The sequence below is a fragment of the Pelomicrobium sp. P1 genome, from assembly GCF_052805615.1.
The window spans coordinates 36,159-54,790 of the sequence record NZ_JBRBEM010000004.1 but is presented as its reverse complement, the minus strand read 5'-3'; the positions used below and the strand labels follow the sequence as shown (position 1 = coordinate 54,790).

Genomic DNA, 18,632 nt, shown 5'->3' with positions numbered 1-18,632 from the left:
CCCCATGGACGATTCCCTCGCCAGCTATTGCGCCAAGCTCGAAAGCCTCGCCCGCGAGGAGGGGCTCGACTACTACCCGGTCAGCTTCGAGACGGTCCCCGACAGCTTTATGACCGAGGTGGCGGTCTACGGGCTGCCGGTGCGCATGCCCCACTGGTCCTTCGGCGTGCGCTACATCTACCAGTTCGTCCAGCACCGCATGGGGCATTCGCGGCTGTTCGAGGTGGTCTTTCCCGGCAACCCCAACCGGGCCTACCTGGCCCAGCGCAACAGCCTCGAAGAGAACACCCTGGTGATGGCCCACGTCCTGGGCCACGCCGATTTCGCCAAGAACAACCTGCTGTTCAAACGGACCCAGGAGGAGGTGGGCTACCACATCGTCGAGCAGGCGGCCGCCCACGCCCGCCAGATCACCGAAGCGATCGAGGTCTACGGGGAGGCGCGGGTGGAAGCCGTGCTGGACGCGGCCCTCGCTCTGGAGCAGTACGTGAACGTGCACCTGGGCCTGCGGCGGCCGCGCTACCCGGAATACCTGCCCGAGAAGGCCCCGCCGGTGTCGGGGGAGTTCATGAGCCGCTTCGACAAGCTGGCCGGCGGGCGGGAAAGGCCGACTCCCCCCAAGGAGCGCAAGCGCGCGCCGGTGCCCCCCGCGCCCGAACGGGATCTGCTGTGGTTCATCGCCCACTACGCGCCGGAGCTGGAAGGCTGGGAGCGGGACATCTTTCTCGTCGTGCGGGAGGAGTCCTTCTACTTCTACCCCGTGTTCGCCTGCCAGATCATGAACGAGGGATGGGCGAGCTTCTGGCACGCCCAGCTCCTGCGCAAGGCGGATTTTCTCCCCCAGCAGGTCTACCTGGACGCGATCAAGGCCCATTCGGACGTGGTGCGCCCCTACGCCGGGGGGCGGGAGATCGCCCTCACCATCAACCCGTACCACCTGGGCTTCAAGATGTGGGAGAGCATCGTGGCCGAGCGGGGCGCACCCTTCGCCCGTCAGGTCATGCAGGAGGACGACGACTTCAGCTTCGTGCGCAATTACCTGACCGAGGACCTGGCCGAGGAGTTGCGCCTGTTCGAGTACGTGGCGGCCCCCGGGGGCGACATCCGGGTGGAGCAGGGGGACATCGAAACCCTGCGGGAAAAGCTGCTCGCGCCCAAGTTCAACTTCGGCGCCCCGTCGGTCGCCGTGACCCACGTCCACCTGGACGGCACGCTGGAGCTCACCCACGACCATCAGCTCGATGGTCGCGGCCTGGACCTGGAGCGGGCGCGCAAGGTGATCCAGTACGTCCACCGGGTCTGGCGCCGGCCGGTAGTGCTGCGCACCGTGGACGAGCGCGGCCGGCCCAAGGAGCTCGCGAGCGGTTGAGCGCCCGGCGGCCGGGATACCACGGGGCAGCCCGGGTTCCGCGCCGACCGCTCCCCGGTCCGTTTCCGCTTGCCCGCCGACCTTTCCCTAAGGGGGCGGGAGGGCGTGTAACAATTTAAAAGCGCCGGGCTTTTCTGTATGCCTTGCCATCCGGAGGGTGCCGCCATGCTGATGTCCGCCGCCGACTATCGGGAATCCCTGCGAAAGCACAAGCCCCGGGTGTTCGTCAACGGCCGGCGGGTGGAGAGCGTGCCCGACGAGCCCCTGTTCGCCCCGGGACTTAACGCCATCGGCGTGACCTACGACTTCGCGCGCAACGAGCGGCTGCGCCCGGTGATGACCGCCCAGCAGGCCCCGGGCGGGCGGGTGGTGAACCGCTTTCTCCACATCAACCGTTCCGGGGCGGACCTCCTCAACAAGCTGGAGGCGGTGCGCCTGGTGTGCCAGGCGTCGGGTTGCGCCCAGCGCTATCTCACCCAGGACGCCCTCAACGCCATCTTCCAGTCCACCTACCGGCTCGACCAGGACCGGGGCACCGAGTACCACCCGCGGCTCCAGGAGTACCTGCGCTTCGTCGAGGAGGGGGACCTCACCTGCGCGGTGGCCATGACCGACGGCAAGGGGGACCGCAGCCTCCGCCCCCACGAGCAGCCGATCGCGGAGAGCTATGTGCGCATCGTGGAGCGGCGCGCCGACGGCCTGGTGATCCAGGGGGTGAAGGCGATCGTCACCGGCGCGCCCCTAGCCCACGAGCTGCTGGTGATGCCGTGCCGGAATATGACCGAGCGGGATGCGGACTTCGCCGTGTGTTGCGCGGTGCCGGTGGACGCGCCGGGAATCACTCTAGTGGCGCGGCCGGCGGGACGGCCGGGGGAACCTGGCGCCAGGTTTAGTGCCCGCTACGGCCAGACCACCGCGGTGGTGCACTTCGACCGGGTGTTCGTGCCTTGGGAGCGGGTGTTCCTCGCCGGCGAGTGGGAGCACTCCGAGTATCTCACCCGCACCTACGCCACCCACCATCGCCATTCCTGCATCGGCGCCCGGGCCGGGTTCGGGGACCTGCTGATCGGCGCGGGGGCCCTCATGTGCGAGGCGAACGGGCTGGACCTGGACCGCGTCCATCATCTGCGCGACGCCATGGTGGAGCTGATCAAGATCGTGGAGGGCTTTTTCGCCTGCGGCGTGGCGGCCTCGGTCTACGGGATGAGGGACCCGTCGGGTGGATTCGAGCCGGAGCCCGTATTCGCCAACGTGGGCAAGCTCCTCCTCTCGACCCAGATCTACGACATGCACCGGATCGCCCACTACGTGTCCGGGGGACTGGTGGTGGCGCTGCCCGGGCCGGAGGAGGACCACAACCCCCACACCGCGGGAACCCTGGCCGAGGTGCTGCGGGGCCGACCCGACATTCCCTATGAAAAACGCATGGAGGTGGCCCGGCTCCTGGAGGACGTGACCGCCTCCTACGCCGGCGGCTGGTACTCGGTCATCTCGCTGCACGGCGGTGGTTCTCCGGAAGCGATGAAGATGGAAATCTTCCGCCACTACCCCCTGGGCAATAAGGTGGACCTGGTGGAGCGGCTGCTGGAACGGGAAGCGCTGGCGAGCCCTGGGCGCGCCATCACCCGCAATCGCCAGCCCGGCCGGTGCTGCCTCACCGGCTGCCAGGCGCCCGAGGTCCCCGCCGTCGCGCCCCTGCCCGCCGAGCCACCGAAGGCGCGAGAAGGCGAAACCCGGGAGGAAAGCGGCGAGGTGGGTTCGTGAAGGGCGCCCGCGCTCGGGACTTGGATCAGGCGGAAAGCTTCTCCTCCAGCCACATCTTGATGAGGGACTGGTACGGTACGTCCCGCGCGTTGGCCGCCCCCTTGATCCACTCCAGCATGTGAACCGGCAACCTGAGGGAAATGCTCCGGTGCGACGGTTTCAGGTTGGGGAAAACCGCCCGTTCCGCCTTCGACCAGTCGACATACTCCGTGCTGTCGTGGCTTTCCCAGAACTTTCTTTCCGCGGCTTCGCTGCGAAACCGGGGCTGTGCCTTAAGCTTCCTTTTCATAGAGTTCCCTCTTTCTCCGAGGTATGTCGCAAGCCGAGAGATCACGCGGATGCGCGTGCCCTCACGCCGCAAGGTAAACGTGATGTAGAGCCGGCGGCCCTCCAGGGTTTGTCCCAGCGCAATGCGGCGTTGCAGAGCCGTCGCCCGAATCCGGGATCGGCCATCTCCGGGAAGAGCGGCAGCCACCGCTTGATCCACTGTGCGGCCGCGGCTAACCTCCGCCCATGCCCCTGGACGCCTTCCACCCCGCCGTCGCCCACTGGTTCCGGCGCACCTTCGCCGCGCCCACGGAGCCCCAGGCCCGCGCCTGGCCAGCCATCCGCGAGGGCCGTCACGTCCTGATCGCCGCGCCCACGGGCTCGGGCAAGACCCTGGCGGCCTTTCTCGCCGCCCTCGACGCCCTGGTGCGCCAGGCCCTGGAAGAGGGCCTTAAGGACGAGACCCAGGTGGTGTACGTCTCGCCCTTGAAGGCCCTGTCCAACGACATCCAGCGCAACCTGGAGCTGCCCCTCATCGGCATCGGCGAAGCGTTGGAGGCGCTGGGACTGCCCCTGGTGGAGATCCGCACCCTGGTGCGCACCGGGGACACGCCCCAGGCCGAGCGGGAGCGCATGCGCCGCCGCCCGCCCCACATCCTGGTGACCACGCCCGAGTCCCTCTACATCCTGGCGACCAGCGACTCGGGCCGAAAAATGCTCGCCACCGTAAGAAGCGTGATCGTGGACGAGATCCACGCCCTCGCGCCCAACAAGCGCGGGGCTCACCTTGCCCTTTCCCTGGAGCGGCTCCAGGCCCTCGCCTCCGCCAAGCTCACCCGCATCGGGCTGTCGGCGACCCAGAAGCCCATCGAGGAGGTGGCCCGGTTCCTGACGGGGGGCGAGGCGTGCACCATCATCGACACCGGCTACGCCCGGGAGCGGGATCTCGCCATCGAGGTGCCGGGCTCCCCATTGGAGGCAGTGATGTCCCAGGAAGTGTGGAGCCAGGTCTACGACCGCCTGGCGGCCCTGATCGAGGAGCACCGCACCACCCTGGTGTTCGTGAATACCCGGCGCCTGGCGGAGCGGGTGGCGCGGCACCTCTCGGAGCGGCTCGGGGAGGAACGGGTGACCTCCCACCACGGCAGCCTTTCCCGGGAGCGGCGGCTGGAGGCGGAGCAGCGGCTGAAGCGCGGGGAGCTTAAGGCTCTGGTCGCCACCTCTTCCCTGGAGCTGGGCATCGACGTGGGCTTCGTGGATCTGGCGTGCCAGATCGGCTCTCCCCGCTCCATCGCCGGGCTGCTCCAGCGGGCGGGCCGCTCGGGACACCGGGTGGGCGGCGTGCCCAAGGGGCGGCTGTTCCCCCTCTCCCGGGACGACCTGGCGGAGTGTGCGGCGCTGCTGGACGCGGTGCGGCGCGACGAGCTGGACCGCCTCACCATCCCGGAAAAACCCCTGGACGTGCTGGCCCAGCAGATCGCCGCGGAGGTGGCCTGCCGGGAATGGGACGAGCAGGACCTCTACGAATGCTACCGCCGCGCCTGGCCCTACCGGGGGCTCGCCTGGGAGGAGTATCGCCAGGTGGTGGAGATGCTGGCTGACGGCTTCCACGGTAAGCGCGGCCGCAGCCGGGCCTACATCCATCGGGACGCGGTGAACCGGCGGCTCAAGCCCCGCCGGGGGGCGAGGCTCGCAGCCCTCACCAGCGGCGGCACCATCCCCGACACCGCCGACTACCAGGTGGTGCTGGAGCCTGGCGGCCAGGTGGTGGGCACGGTGAACGAGGACTTCGCCGTGGAGAGCCTGGCGGGGGACGTGTTCCAACTGGGCAACGTGGCCTACCGGATTCTCCGCATCGAAGCGGGGCGGGTGCGGGTGGAGGACGCGAAAGACGCGCCGCCCGGCATCCCCTTCTGGCTGGGGGAGGCGCCGGCGCGAACCGACGAAGTGTCGTTCGCCGTGTCCCGCCTGCGGGCCGAGATCGAGGCGCGCCTCGCGGGGACGGCCGGCGAGGAGGGCGGGGCCCGCGCCCTGGAGTGGCTGGTGGGGACGGTGGGCCTCGCTCCCGAAGCCGCCACCCAGCTCGTCGACTATTACGCGACGGCCAGGGCGGCGCTGGGGCGCCTGCCCCGCCAGGATTGCATCGTGTTCGAGCGCTTCTTCGACGAGCTCGGCGGGCAGCAGCTCGTCATCCACTCCCCCTACGGCAGCCGGGTGAACCGGGCCTGGGGCCTGGCGCTGCGCAAGCGCTTCTGCCGCAAGTTCAACTTCGAGCTCCAGGCCGCCGCCACGGAGGATGCCATTGTCCTATCCCTCACCTCGGCCCACAGCTTTCCGCTAGAGGAGGTGGTGGGCTACTTGAACGCCCAAGAGGTGCGCAAGCTCCTCACCCAGGCGCTCCTAGACGCCCCCATGTTCGTCACGCGCTGGCGCTGGGATGCCACCATCGCCCTGGCGCTGCCCCGTTTCAGGGGCGGCGCCAGGGTCTCGCCCCAGCTCCAGCGCCTGGCGGCGGAGGATCTGCTGGCAGCGGTTTTCCCCGACCAGGTGGCCTGCGGCGAGAACCTGGTGGGCGACCGGGAAATCCCCGACCATCCCCTGGTGCGGCAGGCGATCGCCGACTGCCTGTTCGAGGCGATGGACGTGGAGGGCCTGGAGCGGTTGCTCGCCGCCCTGGCCCGGGGGGAGGTGCAGGTGATCGCCCGGGATCTCACCTCGCCTTCCCCCCTGGCGCTGGAGATTCTCTCCGCCCGGCCCTACGCCTTCCTCGACGACGCGCCCCTGGAAGAGCGGCGCACCCAGGCGGTCGTCAGCCGGCGCTGGCTGGACCCGCAGACGGCCGCCGATCTGGGGCGGCTCGACCCGGAAGCCATCGCCCGGGTGCGGGAAGAGGCCTGGCCCGAAGCCGAAACGGCGGACGAGCTGCATGATGCCCTGCTCTGGCTCGGTTACCTGAGCGACGCGGAAGTGGAACGGCAGCCTTCCTGGTGCGCCCTGCTGGAAGCCCTCGCCCGGCAGCGGCGGGCCGGGCGGCTGGACCTGGGGGGCGCAAGGGGAGGGCTGTGGATCGCCGCCGAGCGGCTACCCCAGTTCCAATCCCTGTACCCCGAGCGGGCGGTCACGCCGGCCCTGGAAGCGCCCCCGGAGTACGCGGCCCGGGCCTGGACGCCGGAGGAGGCGCTGACGGAAATCGTGCGGGGACGGTTGGAGGGCTTGGGCCCGGTGACCGCGCGGGGATTGGCGGCGGCCGGCGCGCTGCCGGCGGGCCCGGTGGAAGGGGCCCTCGCCCGGCTGGAGGCCGAGGGGTTCGCCCTGCGCGGGCGCTTCACCCCCGGCGCGACCGAGGACGAATGGTGCGAGCGCGGGCTCCTCGCCCGCATCCACCGCTATACCCTGAAGCGCCTACGCAGCGAAATCCAGCCCGTGGTCAGCGGCGATTTCCTGCGCTTCCTCCTGCGCTGGCAGCGCCTCGCGCCCGGGGAGCGGATGGAGGGACCCGATGCGGTAGCGGCGGTGATCGCCCAGTTGGAGGGATTCGAGGCGCCGGCGGTGGCCTGGGAGTCGGAAATCCTGCCTGCCCGGGTGGCCGGCTACGACCCGGTCTGGCTCGACGACCTGTGTCTGGCGGGCCGGGTGGCGTGGATGCGGGTGGACGCCCAGCGGCTTTCGCCCGAGCGGGAACGGGTGGCCGGGCCGGTGCGAGCGACGCCGGTGACCCTGGTCCTGCGCCGCCACCTGAACCACTGGGCGAAGCTCGCTCCCAAGATCGATCCGGCCGCCTTGCGCCTGAGCTCCCGGGCGCGGGCCGTCCTGGAGCATCTCGCCGCCCACGGAGCGTCCTTCTTCGACGAGATCGTGGACGGGGCGCGGCTGCCGCGCACCTATGTGGAAGAGGCCCTGGGGGAGCTTACCGCGTGGGGTCTCGCGAGCTGCGACAGCTTCGCGGGCCTGCGGGCCCTGCTGCTCCCCGCCGGGCGGCGCCGGCCCATGGGCGGGGGAGGGGAACGCCGGCGGCGCACCGCCTTGTTCGGCATCGAAGACGCGGGCCGCTGGTTCCTCGTGGGCCGGCTGGGGGAACCGGCCGGCCGGCCGGGTGCGGGCTTCGACCCTCAGGCCGTGGAGCACGCTGCCCGGACCCTGCTCAAGCGATATGGGGTGGTGTTCTGGAAGCTGGTTTACCGGGAGGCCGATGTCCTGCCCCCGTGGCGGGAGTTGCTCATGGCCTATCGTCGCCTGGAGGCCCGAGGCGAGATCCGGGGTGGCCGCTTCGTCGACGGTTTTGCCGGCGAGCAGTTCGCCCTTCCCGAGGCGGTGGGGCTGCTGCGGGACACCCGCCGGGAGGAAAAGAACGGGGAGCTGGTATGCGTGAGCGGCGCCGATCCCCTCAATCTGGTGGGCCTCCTGGTGCCTGGGCCGCGGGTGCCGGCCCTTGCCGCGAATCGGGTGCTGTACCGGGACGGGGCGGCCCTGGCCGTGCTGAGCGCGGGCGAAGCGCGGTTCCTGGAAACCCTCCCCGCCGCCCGGCAGTGGGAGCTCGCCAATGTGCTGTTGAAGAGCCACGCGCCGCCCGCCCTCGCCCGGCTGCTCTGATACTAGGCTTCAAGGACAAGGCGTCCGCGCTGGAGGCGGGGTCTGGAGTACGGGATCCTGCGGAAGCTGGGCAATCCGCCGATGCCGGTCGCCACCACCGTGCACCCGCTTCAGCTTCTCGACGACTTTCCGTCGAGGCCCACGATCTGCCGGTTTCCCTGATCGTCACGCCGGAGGGAACGATCGAGGCGCCCAACCCTCTTCCTGCGCCGGAGGGCATCGACTGGGACAAGCTTCCCGAAAAGGCCCTGGCGGAGGTGCCCGTTCTCGCGGAGCTCAGGCGTTGCCGTCTCGCCCGCGGCGCCGTGCGCGTCCTCGATCTGGACCAGGACGGCCGGACGGTCTCCCATGACGCCGAAGGAGGTGACGAGTAGCCCGGGGTTCGTGTTTCGGGCGTCGTTGCTCGTGGGCCGGCGTCTCGCGCCTACTACCGGATGTCGAAATCCGCGTAGCTGCCTTCCCCCTCGCGGATGTCCACGGCGGCGACGTGGGCGCCCGGCGGGCCTCTGCGCGCCCAGGCGATCATGGCCTCCACCGCCTCCGGGCTGCCCTCCACCATGGCTTCCACGTCCCCGCTGCGCAGGTTTCGCACCCAGCCGGTGACGCCCAGCTCCCGGGCCTTGCGCACCATGGAGTAGCGGAACCCCACTCCCTGGACGCGGCCGCGGATCACGAGATGCTTGCAGACGTTCACGCGGTTCGATTTCGGTATCGACCGGGCGCTATCGTGCGGCGCCCGCGGCTCCATTGTAACCGGCGGGAGAGTTTCCGGTCCTGAAGCCGGGTCAGGGCTTCAAGTAACGGAAGCCTTCCCGGGTCTGGAGCCGGGCGATCTCGGCGACTCCCGAAGGCACCAGGGTGGCCTGGGGAATGAGGCGGGCGGGCTCGATGTGCCGGCGGGTCAGGGTGTTGCCGCAGACCCGGAAGTCCACCCCCCGGGCCTTGAGCTCCGACACCATGATCGCGAACGGCCGGCCTTCGCTGTCCCGGGCGCCTTGCAGAAGGAAATCGACCCCGTCGTTATGGGCCACCACCACGATGCGGGCGTTGGGGGACTGCTCCAGGTGGTTGGAGAGATTGCGCAGCGCGGCGGCGGCGGTGCCGCTGTCGTTGATGTGATAGACCACTTTCTCCACCGCGGGCGCGGCGAAGGGAGCCTGTTCGGGTGGCAGGATTCCCACCCACAGGGCGAGGGCCAGCGCGGCGCCGGCGACCGGAAGGGTAACGGGCAAGAGCCAGCGGCGCCAGCCGCTCCCGCCGTGGGCGTCCCGGAGGGTCCGGAGCCGGCGCTGTACCCCGCGCCGCAGGCGCGGCGGCGCCGGATGACGGGCCGCGCCGCGAGCGATGGCCTTCTGCACCGCCAGGGCCGCGGATTGCTGCCCCCGGCAGGCGGCGCATCCGGCCAGGTGCCGCTCCAGGGCGAGCGAAGTGACCAGGTCCAGCTCCCCGTCCACATAGGCGTGGAGCAGCTCTCGCGTTTCGTGGCAGTTCATCCCCGATCTTCCTGTCTGAAGCGGGCGACCAGGGCGCGCTGAATCAGGCTCCGTCCCCGGGCGAGCCGGGACATCACCGTGCCCATGGGAATCCCCAGGGCCCGGGCGATCTCCTTGTAGGACATCCCTTCCAGCTCCCGCAGCACCAGCACTTCCCGATACTCCGCCGGCAACGCCTCGATGGCCCGGTTCACCAAGTCCCGCTCGGCGTGCCGGATCGCCGCCGCTTCGGGATCGGAGAGGGCGAACTCCCAGGCCGGGCCGTTGGGCGTGTGCTGCTCCTCGTCGAACGCCTCCTGTTCCCGGGACGGCCGGTTGCGGCTGTACAGGGTGTAGCAGGTGTTGCGGACGATTCCCAGCAGCCAAGCCTTCCCGTTTTCGCCATGGAACGAATCGAAAAACCGGTAGGCCCGCAGCATCGCTTCCTGCACCGCTTCCTCGGCTTCGTGGGGGTCTCGGGTGATCCAGTACGCCAGATTGTACGCGGCGTCCATGTGTGCCATGACCAGCCGCTCGAAGCGCTCGTTTGTGCCCCTCAGACGCACCTTCTTCCTTTTTTACCGGCTTTGTCGCCGTCTTATTCCCGGGATTCTACCGGCTCGGGAATAAAACCGCGGTTTCTTGAGTATTTTCTGGCGGGAACGGCTTGAAGGTCGGCCGGTGGCGCGGGCAAGTCCCGGCTGCCGGCATGTCCCGGCCGACTACCGATGGATAACGTGACGAGGAGGCATGGAACCATGGTCAAGAGCAAGCGCGCATTGTTGGCCGCCTTGGCGGCGGCCCCCCTGTTGGGCGTCGCCGTCCCGACGAAAGCGGGAGGTTACGAAGGAGACTACAGCCAGAAAGTGGTCTACCACATCAACGACAGCGAAAACGCGATGGCGGCCCTGCGCAACGTGCGCAACCACCTGGACGCCGATCCCAAGTCCAAGATCGTGGTGGTGACCCACGGAAAGGGGATCGACTTTCTGCTGGAGGGGGCGGAAGACAAGAACAAGAACCCGTACCAGGTCACGGTGCAGACCCTCAAGGAGCGGGGCGTCGAGTTCAAGGTGTGCAACAACACCCTGGTCTCGCGCAAGATCGACAAGAGCAAGGTGATTCCGGAGGCGGACATCGTGCCCTCCGGGGTGGCCGAGATCGGCCTGCTGCAGGCGAAGTACGGCTTCGTGTACTTGAAGCCGTAGCGCTACGCAAGTTCCCGCGAGAAGGCGGCGTGAGCCGCCTTTTTTCTTGGCGCTCCGGCCTGGTACGGATCGGCCGGTGGCCGGCTTCTCAAGGCAGGTCCCGGAGCGTGTCCTCCACGGTCTCCCCGGGTTTCCAGGGCCGGCCGAGGCGCTGCTCGATGTACCCCCGAATCAGACGCCGCACGACTTGGGAAGGGGTCTGGTCTTCCTGGGCGCACAGGCGTTCGAAGACCGCTTTTTTGCGCGGATCGATGAGGACGGTCAGCCGGGCCGTCCGTTCTTCGGTAGGCATTGGCTACGCATCATATTTACATTCCTAATGTGTAGGATGATAATAAGATTAACATATGTCAAGTCTGGAATCGACCGAATGGCCGGCTCTTCTTTCCAGGGAGAAGGCCGGAAGTGCATGAAGATTCAAGGTGCTTACAATGGCCGCTGAGGCCGCGGCTGGCCTAGCGTTGGCCGCCTCGCTGGCGGTGGTGTCTGGGTGGATCGCCGTCGGGCTGCTCGGCCTGCTTCGCCCGCACAGCGTGCGCTTCGTCGGGCACCTCCTCTTCCCCCTGGGAGCGGCGGGGGGCTTCGTGCTGTTCGCCGTGGGCTTGAGCGCGATGCACGCTCCCGCCGCAAGCCAGGTGCTGCCCTTGGGCCTGCCCGATCTCCCTTTCCACGTGCGGCTGGACGCCCTGTCCGCTTTTTTCCTGCTGCTCCTGGGCGCCGCGTCCGCGGGCATTTCCCTGTTCTCCGCCGGGTACTTCCGCAGCGGCGAAGGGACCGCCCCGGGGCTACTGTGCCTCCAGTATCACCTGTTCCTCGCCGGCATGGCGCTGGTGGTGATGGCCGACGACGCCTACCTCTTCATGGTGGCGTGGGAGACCATGGCGCTAGCCTCCTACTTTCTGGTCATCTCCCAGCATCGCATCCCCGAGATCCGCCGGGCCGGCTTCCTCTACTTGCTGATCGCCCACGTCGGGGCGATCGCCATCCTGCTCGCCTTCGGCGTGCTGCAGGCGGGCGGGGGAGATTACACCTTCGCCGCCATGCGCGGCATCGCCCATTCCCCGTTCTGGGCTTCCGTGGCGTTCCTGCTGGCGCTTGCGGGTTTCGGCGCCAAGGCGGGCCTCGTGCCGCTGCACGTGTGGCTGCCCGAGGCCCACCCGGCGGCGCCTTCGCCGGTTTCCGCCATGATGAGCGGGGTGATGCTCAAGACCGCCGTTTACGGGCTGCTGCGGGTCGCCTACGATCTGATCGGGATCGAGCTCTGGTGGTGGGGCGTGATTGCCCTTGTCCTCGGGCTGGTGACCATGCTCTACGGCGTGCTGTTCGCCGCGGTGCAGACCGACATGAAGCGGCTGCTCGCCTATTCGTCCATCGAAAATATCGGGGCGATCATTACGGGAGTGGGTCTATCGTTGGTATTCCACGGCTACGGCCTGAGTCTTCTCGCCGCCCTGGCCTTGACCGCCGCCCTCTACCACTGCCTGAACCACGCGCTGTTCAAGAGCCTGTTGTTCCTCGCCACCGGGCATGTCCTGCACGCCACCGGCAGCCGCAACCTGGGCAAGCTGGGCGGGCTCATCCACCGCATGCCGTGGCTCGCGGGCCTCGCCCTGGTGGGGGTGCTGGCCATCGCCTCCCTGCCGCCCCTGAACGGTTTCGTTTCCGAATGGCTCCTGCTGCAGGCCTTCCTCTTCTCCCCGGGGCTTCCCAACACCTATCTCGTCATGCTGATCCCCCTGGCCGCCGCCGCGGTGGTCCTCTCGGCGGCCCTCGGCGCCTACGTGATGGTGAAGTTCTACGGGGTCATCTTCCTCGGCCAGCCGCGGGAGGAGACGCTCAAGGAGGCCCACGACGCGGGCCCGTGGGAGCTGGCCGGGCTTGCCTGGCTGGCCCTGCCGTGCGTGCTGCTCGGCGTCTTCCCGGTGGCGGCCATCGTCGCCTTGAGCCCCGCCGTCGAGGTCCTGGTCCCGGCGAGCCTCGCGCCGAGCGCGGCGGGCGGCAGTTGGTGGTTTCTCACCCCGGTCGCCCCCGAGCGGGCGAGCTACGCCCCGCTCCTGTTCCTGCTGGTCATCCTCCTCGCTGTGGTCCTCACCGTGCTCCTGGTCAAGCGCTTCTATCACGGGCGGCTGCGCCGGACGGACCCCTGGGACTGCGGCTTCCCCGGGCTCAACCCCCGCATGCAGGACACCGCCGAGGGCTTCGGCCAGCCGATCCGCCAGATCTTCGAGGCCTTTTTCCGCACCGAACGCCAGCTCCCCACGGGTTTCGACGAGCGCCCGGTGTACTACCTGAAAGTCGAGGACCGGCTGTGGCACTGGCTGTACCTGCCGGTCGCCCGGGCGGTGGAGCGCTTGTCGGCCCTGATCGGCGTGCTGCAACACGGGCGTATCCATATTTATCTTCTTTACAGCTTCGGCACGCTGCTCCTGCTGCTGCTGTTCGTGCACTGAAGATGAGCTGGCTGGACGCGCTGAGTGCCCTCGCTTCCCAGGCGCTGCAACTGGCGGTGGCGGTCGCCTTAGGGCCCCTCTACCTGGGTTGGGTCAACCAATGGCGGGCTTGGCTGCAAAACCGCAAAGCGCCGCCCCTCGTCCAGCCCTACCGCACCATCGTCAAGCTGTTCCACAAGGATGCGGTCATTGCCGCCAGCGCCTCGCCCCTCTTTCGCTCGGCGCCCTACGTGGTGTTCGGCTGCATGCTGCTCGCCCTGGCCATCGTGCCGATCTTGGCGACCGACCTTCCGTTTGCACCAGCGGCGGACGTGATCGCGCTGGTGGGCGTATTCGCCCTCGCCCGAGTGTTCCTGGCGCTCGCTGCCATGGACATCGGCACGGCTTTCGGCAGCCTCGGCGCGCGGCGGGAGATGCTGGTTTCGTTCTTGGCTGAGCCGGCGCTCCTCATGGTGTTCTTCACCGCCTCCCTCATCTCCCAGTCCACCGGGCTCACCACCATCGTGGAGACGCTGGCGCACCGGGAGTTTGCCATCTACCCGAGCCTCGCCTTCGCCGCGGTGGCGTTCATCATGGTGCTGCTCGCGGAGAACGCCCGCATCCCCGTGGATAACCCAGCCACCCACCTGGAGCTCACCATGATCCACGAGGCCATGGTGCTGGAGTACTCGGCCCGGCATCTGGCGATGATCGAATGGGCCGCTTCCCTCAAGCTCATGGCTTACACCGCCATCGGCATCGCGCTCTTCGTGCCGTGGGGCATCGCACCCGCCGGCCAGTGGCTCCTGGTGCCGGTGGCCCTGGTGGCGTTGGTGGCGAAGCTCGCTCTGGCGGGGTTCGGCCTCGCCCTGATCGAAACCGTGTCGGCTAAGATGCGGGTGTTTCGCGTTCCCGAATACCTGGGGACCGCTTTCCTGCTGGCGGTTTTGGGCATGCTCACCCTGCTGTTGCTCGGAGCCTGAGGCCCATGCCGTCGCTCGCCACCCAACTCATCCACCTGCTGGCGGCGCTGCTGCTCCTGATCGCCTTCGCCATGCTGTCCCAGCGGCGGATCCTGTCGTTGATCCACCTGTTCGCCGCCCAGGGGGCGGTGCTCACCTTGAGCACCCTGGTGGTGGCGGTGTCCACGGAACAAGGGCACCTTTACTGGTCGGCGCTCATCACCCTCGCCCTCAAGGTGCTGCTGCTGCCGTGGATCCTCCACCGGCTGATCCACCGGCTCAACGTCCAGTGGGACGTGGAGACCCTGATCAACATCCCCACCACCATGCTGGTGGGCATCGTCCTGGTGGTGCTAGCCTTCAACCTGGCGCTGCCCATCTCCCAGCTCGCCGGCACCATCACCCGCGGGACCATCGGCATCGCCCTGGCGTGCGTGCTGCTCGCTTTCCTGATGATGATCACCCGGCGCAAGGCGGTGCCCCAGGTGATCGGCTTTCTGGCCATGGAGAACGGCCTCTTCTTCGCCGCCACCAGCGCCACCTACGGCATGCCCATGGTGGTGGAGCTGGGCATCGGCCTCGATATCCTGGTGGCGGTGCTGATCCTGGGCATCTTCTTCTTCCAGATCCGGGAGACCTTCGACAGCCTGGATCTGCGCCACATGGAGCGGCTGCGGGAGCGCTGAAAGGTGGAGATCTTCGCCGTTCTTTCAATTCCGCTCGCCGCCGGCCTGCTGCTGGCGCTGGTGGGCCATCGCCCCTGGGCGGCGGAGGCGAACGCCGCCGCCAGCTTCGCGACTTTGGCCGCCTCCCTTGTCCTCGCCTTCCGGGTGCTGGAAAGCGGCCCCCGGTTCGCCTGGGAGGACGAGCTCTTCGTCGACCCCTTCAACGTGTTCTTGGTGGTGCTCACTGCCTTCGTCGCCTTCACCACTTCCCTTTTCAGCCGGCCCTATATGCGCGTGGAAGAGCGCCACGGCAAGCTCAACCCCGGGCGGCTGCGGCTCTACCACGCCATGTACCAGCTCTTCACCTTCACCATGCTGCTGGCGCTGCTGGCCAACAACATGGGCATCCTGTGGGTGGCGATGGAGGCGGCGACCCTCACCACCGTGCTGCTGGTGTCCCTCTATCGCACGCCGGCGAGCCTGGAGGCGGCGTGGAAGTATTTCATCCTGTGCGGCGTGGGCATTGCCCAGGCCCTGTTCGGTACCGTGCTCCTGTACTTCGCCGCCGAGCGGGTGATCGGCGGGCAGGGGGAGGTGACCCTCCTGTGGACCCACCTGGACGCCATGAAGGCGGGGCTCGAGCCCACCGTGCTCTCCCTGGCGTTCGTGTTCCTGCTGGTAGGTTACGGCACCAAGGTAGGCCTGGTGCCGGTGCACAACTGGCTGCCGGACGCCCACGCGGAGGGGCCCACGCCCATCTCCGCCGTGCTCTCCGGGCTGCTGCTCAACGTGGCCCTGTACGCGGTCGTCCGCTGCAAGGTGCTGGTGGACGGGGCCCTCGAGAGCGGTTTCGCCGGTGCCCTGATGATGGGTTTCGGGCTGCTGTCCGTGGTGGTGGCGGCTTTTTTCCTGTCGCGGCAGAAGGACATCAAGCGCCTGTTCGCCTATTCCTCCATCGAGCACATGGGGCTCATGACCTTCGCCTTCGGCATGGGCGGGCCGGTGGCCAGCTTCGCCGGCCTGCTGCACATGACCGTGCACTCCCTCACCAAGTCTGCCATCTTCTTCGCGGTCGGCCATGCGGCCCAGAAGGCGGGCACGCAAGTGATGGACGAGATCCGGGGGCTCCTGCAGGTGAGCCCCACCGTGGGCTGGGGCCTGGCGATCGGCAGCCTCGCCATCGTGGGCCTGCCGCCCTTCGGCGTGTTCGCGAGCGAGTTCCTGATCCTCACCACCGCCATGCGCGAGCACCCCTGGGCGACGCCCTTCCTGCTGATGGGCCTGGGGATCGCCTTCGCCTCGATATTCGGCCGGGTGCAACCGATGGTGTTCGGCGAGACCACTGCCCGGCGGCTGCCCCACCCGCCGGCGATCGCGCCGGTGTTCGTGCACCTCGCCCTGGTGCTGATGCTGGGGCTGTACATCCCGCCCTTCCTCGCCGCCTGGTACAGGGAAGCGGCGGCCATGATCGGCGGGGCAGGATGAGGGAGCGCAGGACGAGATGCCCTTCGCCCGCTTGAACGCCGTTCCCCTCGCCGCGCCTTACCCCGGCTGGCACGCCCAGGTGGACGAGGCGCAATGGCGCGGGGCCATGGAGCGCGCCCGCGCCGCCGGCGGGCGGCTGGTGGCGCTGTGGGGATCGGACGAGCGGTCCCGCTCGGGCGGCTTCGCGGTGCACGCGGCCTTGCTGGTTCCCGACGGGCTGCTCATCCTCAGCCTGCCCCTGGCGGAGACGCCGCCCCGCTATCCGGACGTATCCCGCATCTTCCCGGCGGCCGGCCGCATGCAGCGGGCGGTGCACGACCTGCTGGGGATCGCTGCGGACGGCGCTGCGGATACGCGTCCCTGGCTGAGGCATGGCGCCTGGCCCGAGCGGGCGTACCCGCTGCGCAAGGACTTTCCGCTGGGCGCTCAGCATGCCGGCGAACCCGACGACTATCCCTTCGTGCGGGTGGAAGGGGACGGGGTGCACGAGATCCCGGTGGGACCGGTGCACGCCGGCACCATCGAGCCCGGCCATTTCCGTTTCTCCGTGGTGGGGGAGAAGGTCCTCAAGCTGGAGGAGCGGCTCGGCTACAAGCACAAGGCGATCGAAAAGCTGTTCGAGGGGAAGACCGTGGAGGAAGGCGCACGGCTCGCCGCCCGGGTATCGGGGGACGCCACGGTCGCCTACGGCTGGGCCTACGCCATGGCGGCGGAATGCGCCGCCCGGGTGGAAATCCCGGCCCGGGCGGCCTGGCTGCGGGGGCTCGCCCTGGAGCTGGAGCGCATCGCTAACCACCTGGGCGACCTGGGCTATCTGGGCAACGACGTGGCGCTCGCTTTCGGCTTCGCCCAGTTCTGGCGGCTGAAGGAGGATTTGCTGCGCTTGAACGCCGAGCTCTTCGGCCACCGTTATCTCATGGACCTGGTGGTCCCGGGCGGGGTCGCCCGGGACCTACCCCTCAAAGGCCCGGGGAGGCTCCTCGCGCTGTGCGAGCGGCTGGAAGCGGAGGTGGACAGCCTGCGCTCGATCTACGACGAGCACCCGGGGGTGCAGGACCGCTACATCGCTTGCGGGCGGGTGCCGCCTGCCCTGGCCGAGCAACTGGGGGCCACCGGCCTGGTCGCCCGGGCGAGCGGGCTGGCATGGGACCTGCGGGTGCGGTTTCCCGTGCCGCCCTACGATCTCCTGGAGGTGCAGATGGCGACCCACCGCAACGGCGACGTGGCCGCCCGGGTGGCGGTGCGCTTCGAAGAGGTGCGGGAATCCCTGCGGCTCGTGCGCGAGCTGCTGGAAAACGTGCCCGGCGGGCCGGTACGGGAGCATCTCGGCGTCCTCGAGGCGGACGCCTTCGGCGCGGGCTGGGTGGAGGGCTGGCGCGGGGAGGTGCTGGTGGCCCTGCACCTGGGCGAGAACGGTCGTATCCATCGCTGCCATCCCCACGATCCCTCGTGGCAGAACTGGCCGGTGCTGGAGCACGCGGTGCTGGGCAACATTGTCCCCGACTTTCCCCTGATCAACAAAAGCTTCAATTTGAGCTATAGCGGGCATGACCTTTGAACACCCGCAGACACGGGGCAAGCCATGTATCGGATACTGAAAAAGATCGCCGTGACAGGCATCATCACCGAACCGCCGCCGGAGCCGGATGAGAAACTCAGGCTGGCGCGCCAGGCCCTCTTCGACGCGGCGTGGGAAGTGGTGGGCCGCTCGCTTGCCATCCGCCACGTGGACGCGGGCTCTTGCAATGGCTGCGAGCTGGAAATCCACGCCCTCAACAGCCCCTACTACATGCTGGAAGGATTGGGCATCCGTTTCGTAGCGAGCCCGCGGCATGCGGACCTGCTGCTGGTGACCGGGCCGGTGTCGAAACACATGGAGCAGGCTCTCCAGCGCACTTACGAGGCCATGCCCGAGCCGAAGCGGGTGGTGGCGGTGGGAGACTGCGGATCGAACGGCGGCGTCTTCGGCGAAAGCTACGCGAGCCGCGGGCGGGTCTCCAACGTGATCCCGGTGGACGTGGCGGTGCCCGGCTGCCCGCCCACGCCGGTGGCCCTGCTCCAGGGCCTGTTGACGGCGTTGCGCCGCCCTATGCCCCAGACCGCTTTCGAAGCAAGAAGGGAGGATCAGGCTTGAAAATCATCAAGACGGTTTCAGCGCTCGCCGCGGCATTTGCCGCGCTCGCTGCGGGCTCCGTTTCGGCCGAGACGAAAACGCCGCGGCAGGCCCAGGCCCTGGGACGCTACGAGCTGATGCTGATCAAGGACGCCGACGGCAAGGACGCCCTGGTGCGCATGGACAAGGAGTCCGGTGCCACCTGGGTCATGCGCTACGGAGAATATCCGCCGGCGCCGAAGGGGCCGATCCACTACTGGATGAGCGTGCCCTGCGTGCGTGGCGACAGCCTCACCCGGTGCTGATCG

16 protein-coding genes are annotated in these 18,632 nt (G+C 68.7%); 11 read left to right on the top strand and 5 right to left on the bottom strand.

The features are described from left to right. The first annotated feature begins 4 nt into the window (after window positions 1–4). Together ACUVYZ_RS05595 and ACUVYZ_RS05590 are read left to right on the top strand one after the other, a co-directional pair. A complete protein-coding gene (locus ACUVYZ_RS05595) occupies window positions 5–1,369 on the top strand; it encodes a SpoVR family protein (RefSeq protein WP_439933340.1) in 1,365 nt (454 codons plus the stop codon). A gap of 165 nt (window positions 1,370–1,534) precedes the next feature. Beyond that, window positions 1,535–3,133 carry a 4-hydroxyphenylacetate 3-hydroxylase family protein gene (locus ACUVYZ_RS05590; RefSeq protein WP_439933341.1) on the top strand — a complete coding sequence of 533 codons (1,599 nt, stop codon included), beginning with the start codon at window positions 1,535–1,537 and terminating at the stop codon, window positions 3,131–3,133. 25 nt (window positions 3,134–3,158) lie between these two features. Here the strand turns inward: ACUVYZ_RS05590 and brnA are convergent, their stop codons facing one another. After that, on the bottom strand, window positions 3,159–3,422 hold the full coding sequence (gene brnA / locus ACUVYZ_RS05585) for a type II toxin-antitoxin system BrnA family antitoxin (protein WP_439933342.1): 264 nt from the start codon (window positions 3,420–3,422) through the stop codon (window positions 3,159–3,161). A gap of 224 nt (window positions 3,423–3,646) precedes the next feature. On the opposite strand from brnA, the gene ACUVYZ_RS05580 reads away from it, so the two are divergent. After that, a complete protein-coding gene (locus ACUVYZ_RS05580; protein ID WP_439933343.1) occupies window positions 3,647–7,990 on the top strand; it encodes a DEAD/DEAH box helicase in 4,344 nt (1,447 codons plus the stop codon). Window positions 7,991–8,417: 427 nt separating this feature from the next. Here the strand turns inward: ACUVYZ_RS05580 and ACUVYZ_RS05575 are convergent, their stop codons facing one another. From ACUVYZ_RS05575 to ACUVYZ_RS05565, 3 genes are all read right to left on the bottom strand, one after another. Beyond that, a complete protein-coding gene (locus ACUVYZ_RS05575; RefSeq protein ID WP_439933344.1) occupies window positions 8,418–8,684 on the bottom strand; it encodes an acylphosphatase in 267 nt (88 codons plus the stop codon). A 91-nt stretch (window positions 8,685–8,775) separates the two neighbouring features. Then, on the bottom strand, window positions 8,776–9,483 hold the full coding sequence (locus ACUVYZ_RS05570; protein WP_439933345.1) for a zf-HC2 domain-containing protein: 708 nt from the start codon (window positions 9,481–9,483) through the stop codon (window positions 8,776–8,778). Then, window positions 9,480–10,028: a sigma-70 family RNA polymerase sigma factor gene (locus ACUVYZ_RS05565; protein ID WP_439933346.1), complete on the bottom strand. Its 549-nt coding sequence runs from the start codon at window positions 10,026–10,028 to the stop codon at window positions 9,480–9,482. Before ACUVYZ_RS05565 ends, ACUVYZ_RS05570 begins: the two co-directional genes overlap by 4 nt. A 192-nt stretch (window positions 10,029–10,220) precedes the next feature. Between ACUVYZ_RS05565 and ACUVYZ_RS05560 the strand changes: the two genes are divergently transcribed. Beyond that, the gene (locus tag ACUVYZ_RS05560) at window positions 10,221–10,670 is read left to right on the top strand and encodes a DsrE family protein (RefSeq protein ID WP_439933347.1); all 450 of its coding nucleotides are present in this window, start codon (window positions 10,221–10,223) and stop codon (window positions 10,668–10,670) included. Between the two features lie 88 nt (window positions 10,671–10,758). On the opposite strand, the gene ACUVYZ_RS05555 is transcribed toward ACUVYZ_RS05560, so the two are convergent. Then, window positions 10,759–10,962: a CopG family transcriptional regulator gene (locus ACUVYZ_RS05555; RefSeq protein ID WP_439933348.1), complete on the bottom strand. Its 204-nt coding sequence runs from the start codon at window positions 10,960–10,962 to the stop codon at window positions 10,759–10,761. 139 nt (window positions 10,963–11,101) lie between these two features. Between ACUVYZ_RS05555 and hyfB the strand changes: the two genes are divergently transcribed. The 7 genes from hyfB to ACUVYZ_RS05520 are packed head-to-tail and all read left to right on the top strand — an operon-like array spanning window position 11,102 to window position 18,629. Further along, on the top strand, window positions 11,102–13,120 hold the full coding sequence (gene hyfB / locus ACUVYZ_RS05550; protein ID WP_439933349.1) for a hydrogenase 4 subunit B: 2,019 nt from the start codon (window positions 11,102–11,104) through the stop codon (window positions 13,118–13,120). A 2-nt stretch (window positions 13,121–13,122) separates the two neighbouring features. Further along, on the top strand, window positions 13,123–14,082 hold the full coding sequence (locus ACUVYZ_RS05545) for a respiratory chain complex I subunit 1 family protein (protein WP_439933350.1): 960 nt from the start codon (window positions 13,123–13,125) through the stop codon (window positions 14,080–14,082). Window positions 14,083–14,087: 5 nt separating this feature from the next. Further along, entirely contained in the window at window positions 14,088–14,747 is a 660-nt protein-coding gene (locus ACUVYZ_RS05540; RefSeq protein ID WP_439933351.1) for a formate hydrogenlyase, read from the top strand. Window positions 14,748–14,750: 3 nt separating this feature from the next. Beyond that, on the top strand, window positions 14,751–16,211 hold the full coding sequence (locus tag ACUVYZ_RS05535; protein ID WP_439933352.1) for a hydrogenase 4 subunit F: 1,461 nt from the start codon (window positions 14,751–14,753) through the stop codon (window positions 16,209–16,211). Window positions 16,212–16,227: 16 nt separating this feature from the next. Beyond that, window positions 16,228–17,769: a hydrogenase large subunit gene (locus ACUVYZ_RS05530; protein ID WP_439933353.1), complete on the top strand. Its 1,542-nt coding sequence runs from the start codon at window positions 16,228–16,230 to the stop codon at window positions 17,767–17,769. Window positions 17,770–17,793: 24 nt separating this feature from the next. Next, a complete protein-coding gene (locus tag ACUVYZ_RS05525; RefSeq protein WP_439933354.1) occupies window positions 17,794–18,345 on the top strand; it encodes an NADH-quinone oxidoreductase subunit B family protein in 552 nt (183 codons plus the stop codon). Further along, a complete protein-coding gene (locus ACUVYZ_RS05520) occupies window positions 18,342–18,629 on the top strand; it encodes a hypothetical protein (RefSeq protein WP_439933355.1) in 288 nt (95 codons plus the stop codon). The genes ACUVYZ_RS05525 and ACUVYZ_RS05520 overlap by 4 nt, the downstream gene beginning before the upstream one ends. The last annotated feature ends 3 nt before the right edge of the window (window positions 18,630–18,632 follow it).

Excerpts from the sequence above, each read along its gene's own strand:
- ACUVYZ_RS05595 (WP_439933340.1), top strand. The coding sequence starts at position 5 with ATGGACGATTCCCTCGCCAGCTATTGCGCCAAGCTCGAAAGCCTCGCC.
- ACUVYZ_RS05590 (WP_439933341.1), top strand. The coding sequence starts at position 1,535 with ATGCTGATGTCCGCCGCCGACTATCGGGAATCCCTGCGAAAGCACAAG.
- ACUVYZ_RS05540 (WP_439933351.1), top strand. The coding sequence starts at position 14,088 with ATGCCGTCGCTCGCCACCCAACTCATCCACCTGCTGGCGGCGCTGCTG.
- hyfB (WP_439933349.1), top strand. The coding sequence starts at position 11,102 with ATGGCCGCTGAGGCCGCGGCTGGCCTAGCGTTGGCCGCCTCGCTGGCG.
- ACUVYZ_RS05560 (WP_439933347.1), top strand. The coding sequence starts at position 10,221 with ATGGTCAAGAGCAAGCGCGCATTGTTGGCCGCCTTGGCGGCGGCCCCC.
- ACUVYZ_RS05570 (WP_439933345.1), bottom strand. The coding sequence starts at position 9,483 with ATGAACTGCCACGAAACGCGAGAGCTGCTCCACGCCTATGTGGACGGG.
- ACUVYZ_RS05580 (WP_439933343.1), top strand. The coding sequence starts at position 3,647 with ATGCCCCTGGACGCCTTCCACCCCGCCGTCGCCCACTGGTTCCGGCGC.
- brnA (WP_439933342.1), bottom strand. The coding sequence starts at position 3,422 with ATGAAAAGGAAGCTTAAGGCACAGCCCCGGTTTCGCAGCGAAGCCGCG.
- ACUVYZ_RS05545 (WP_439933350.1), top strand. The coding sequence starts at position 13,123 with ATGAGCTGGCTGGACGCGCTGAGTGCCCTCGCTTCCCAGGCGCTGCAA.
- ACUVYZ_RS05525 (WP_439933354.1), top strand. The coding sequence starts at position 17,794 with ATGTATCGGATACTGAAAAAGATCGCCGTGACAGGCATCATCACCGAA.
- ACUVYZ_RS05555 (WP_439933348.1), bottom strand. The coding sequence starts at position 10,962 with ATGCCTACCGAAGAACGGACGGCCCGGCTGACCGTCCTCATCGATCCG.
- ACUVYZ_RS05530 (WP_439933353.1), top strand. The coding sequence starts at position 16,228 with ATGCCCTTCGCCCGCTTGAACGCCGTTCCCCTCGCCGCGCCTTACCCC.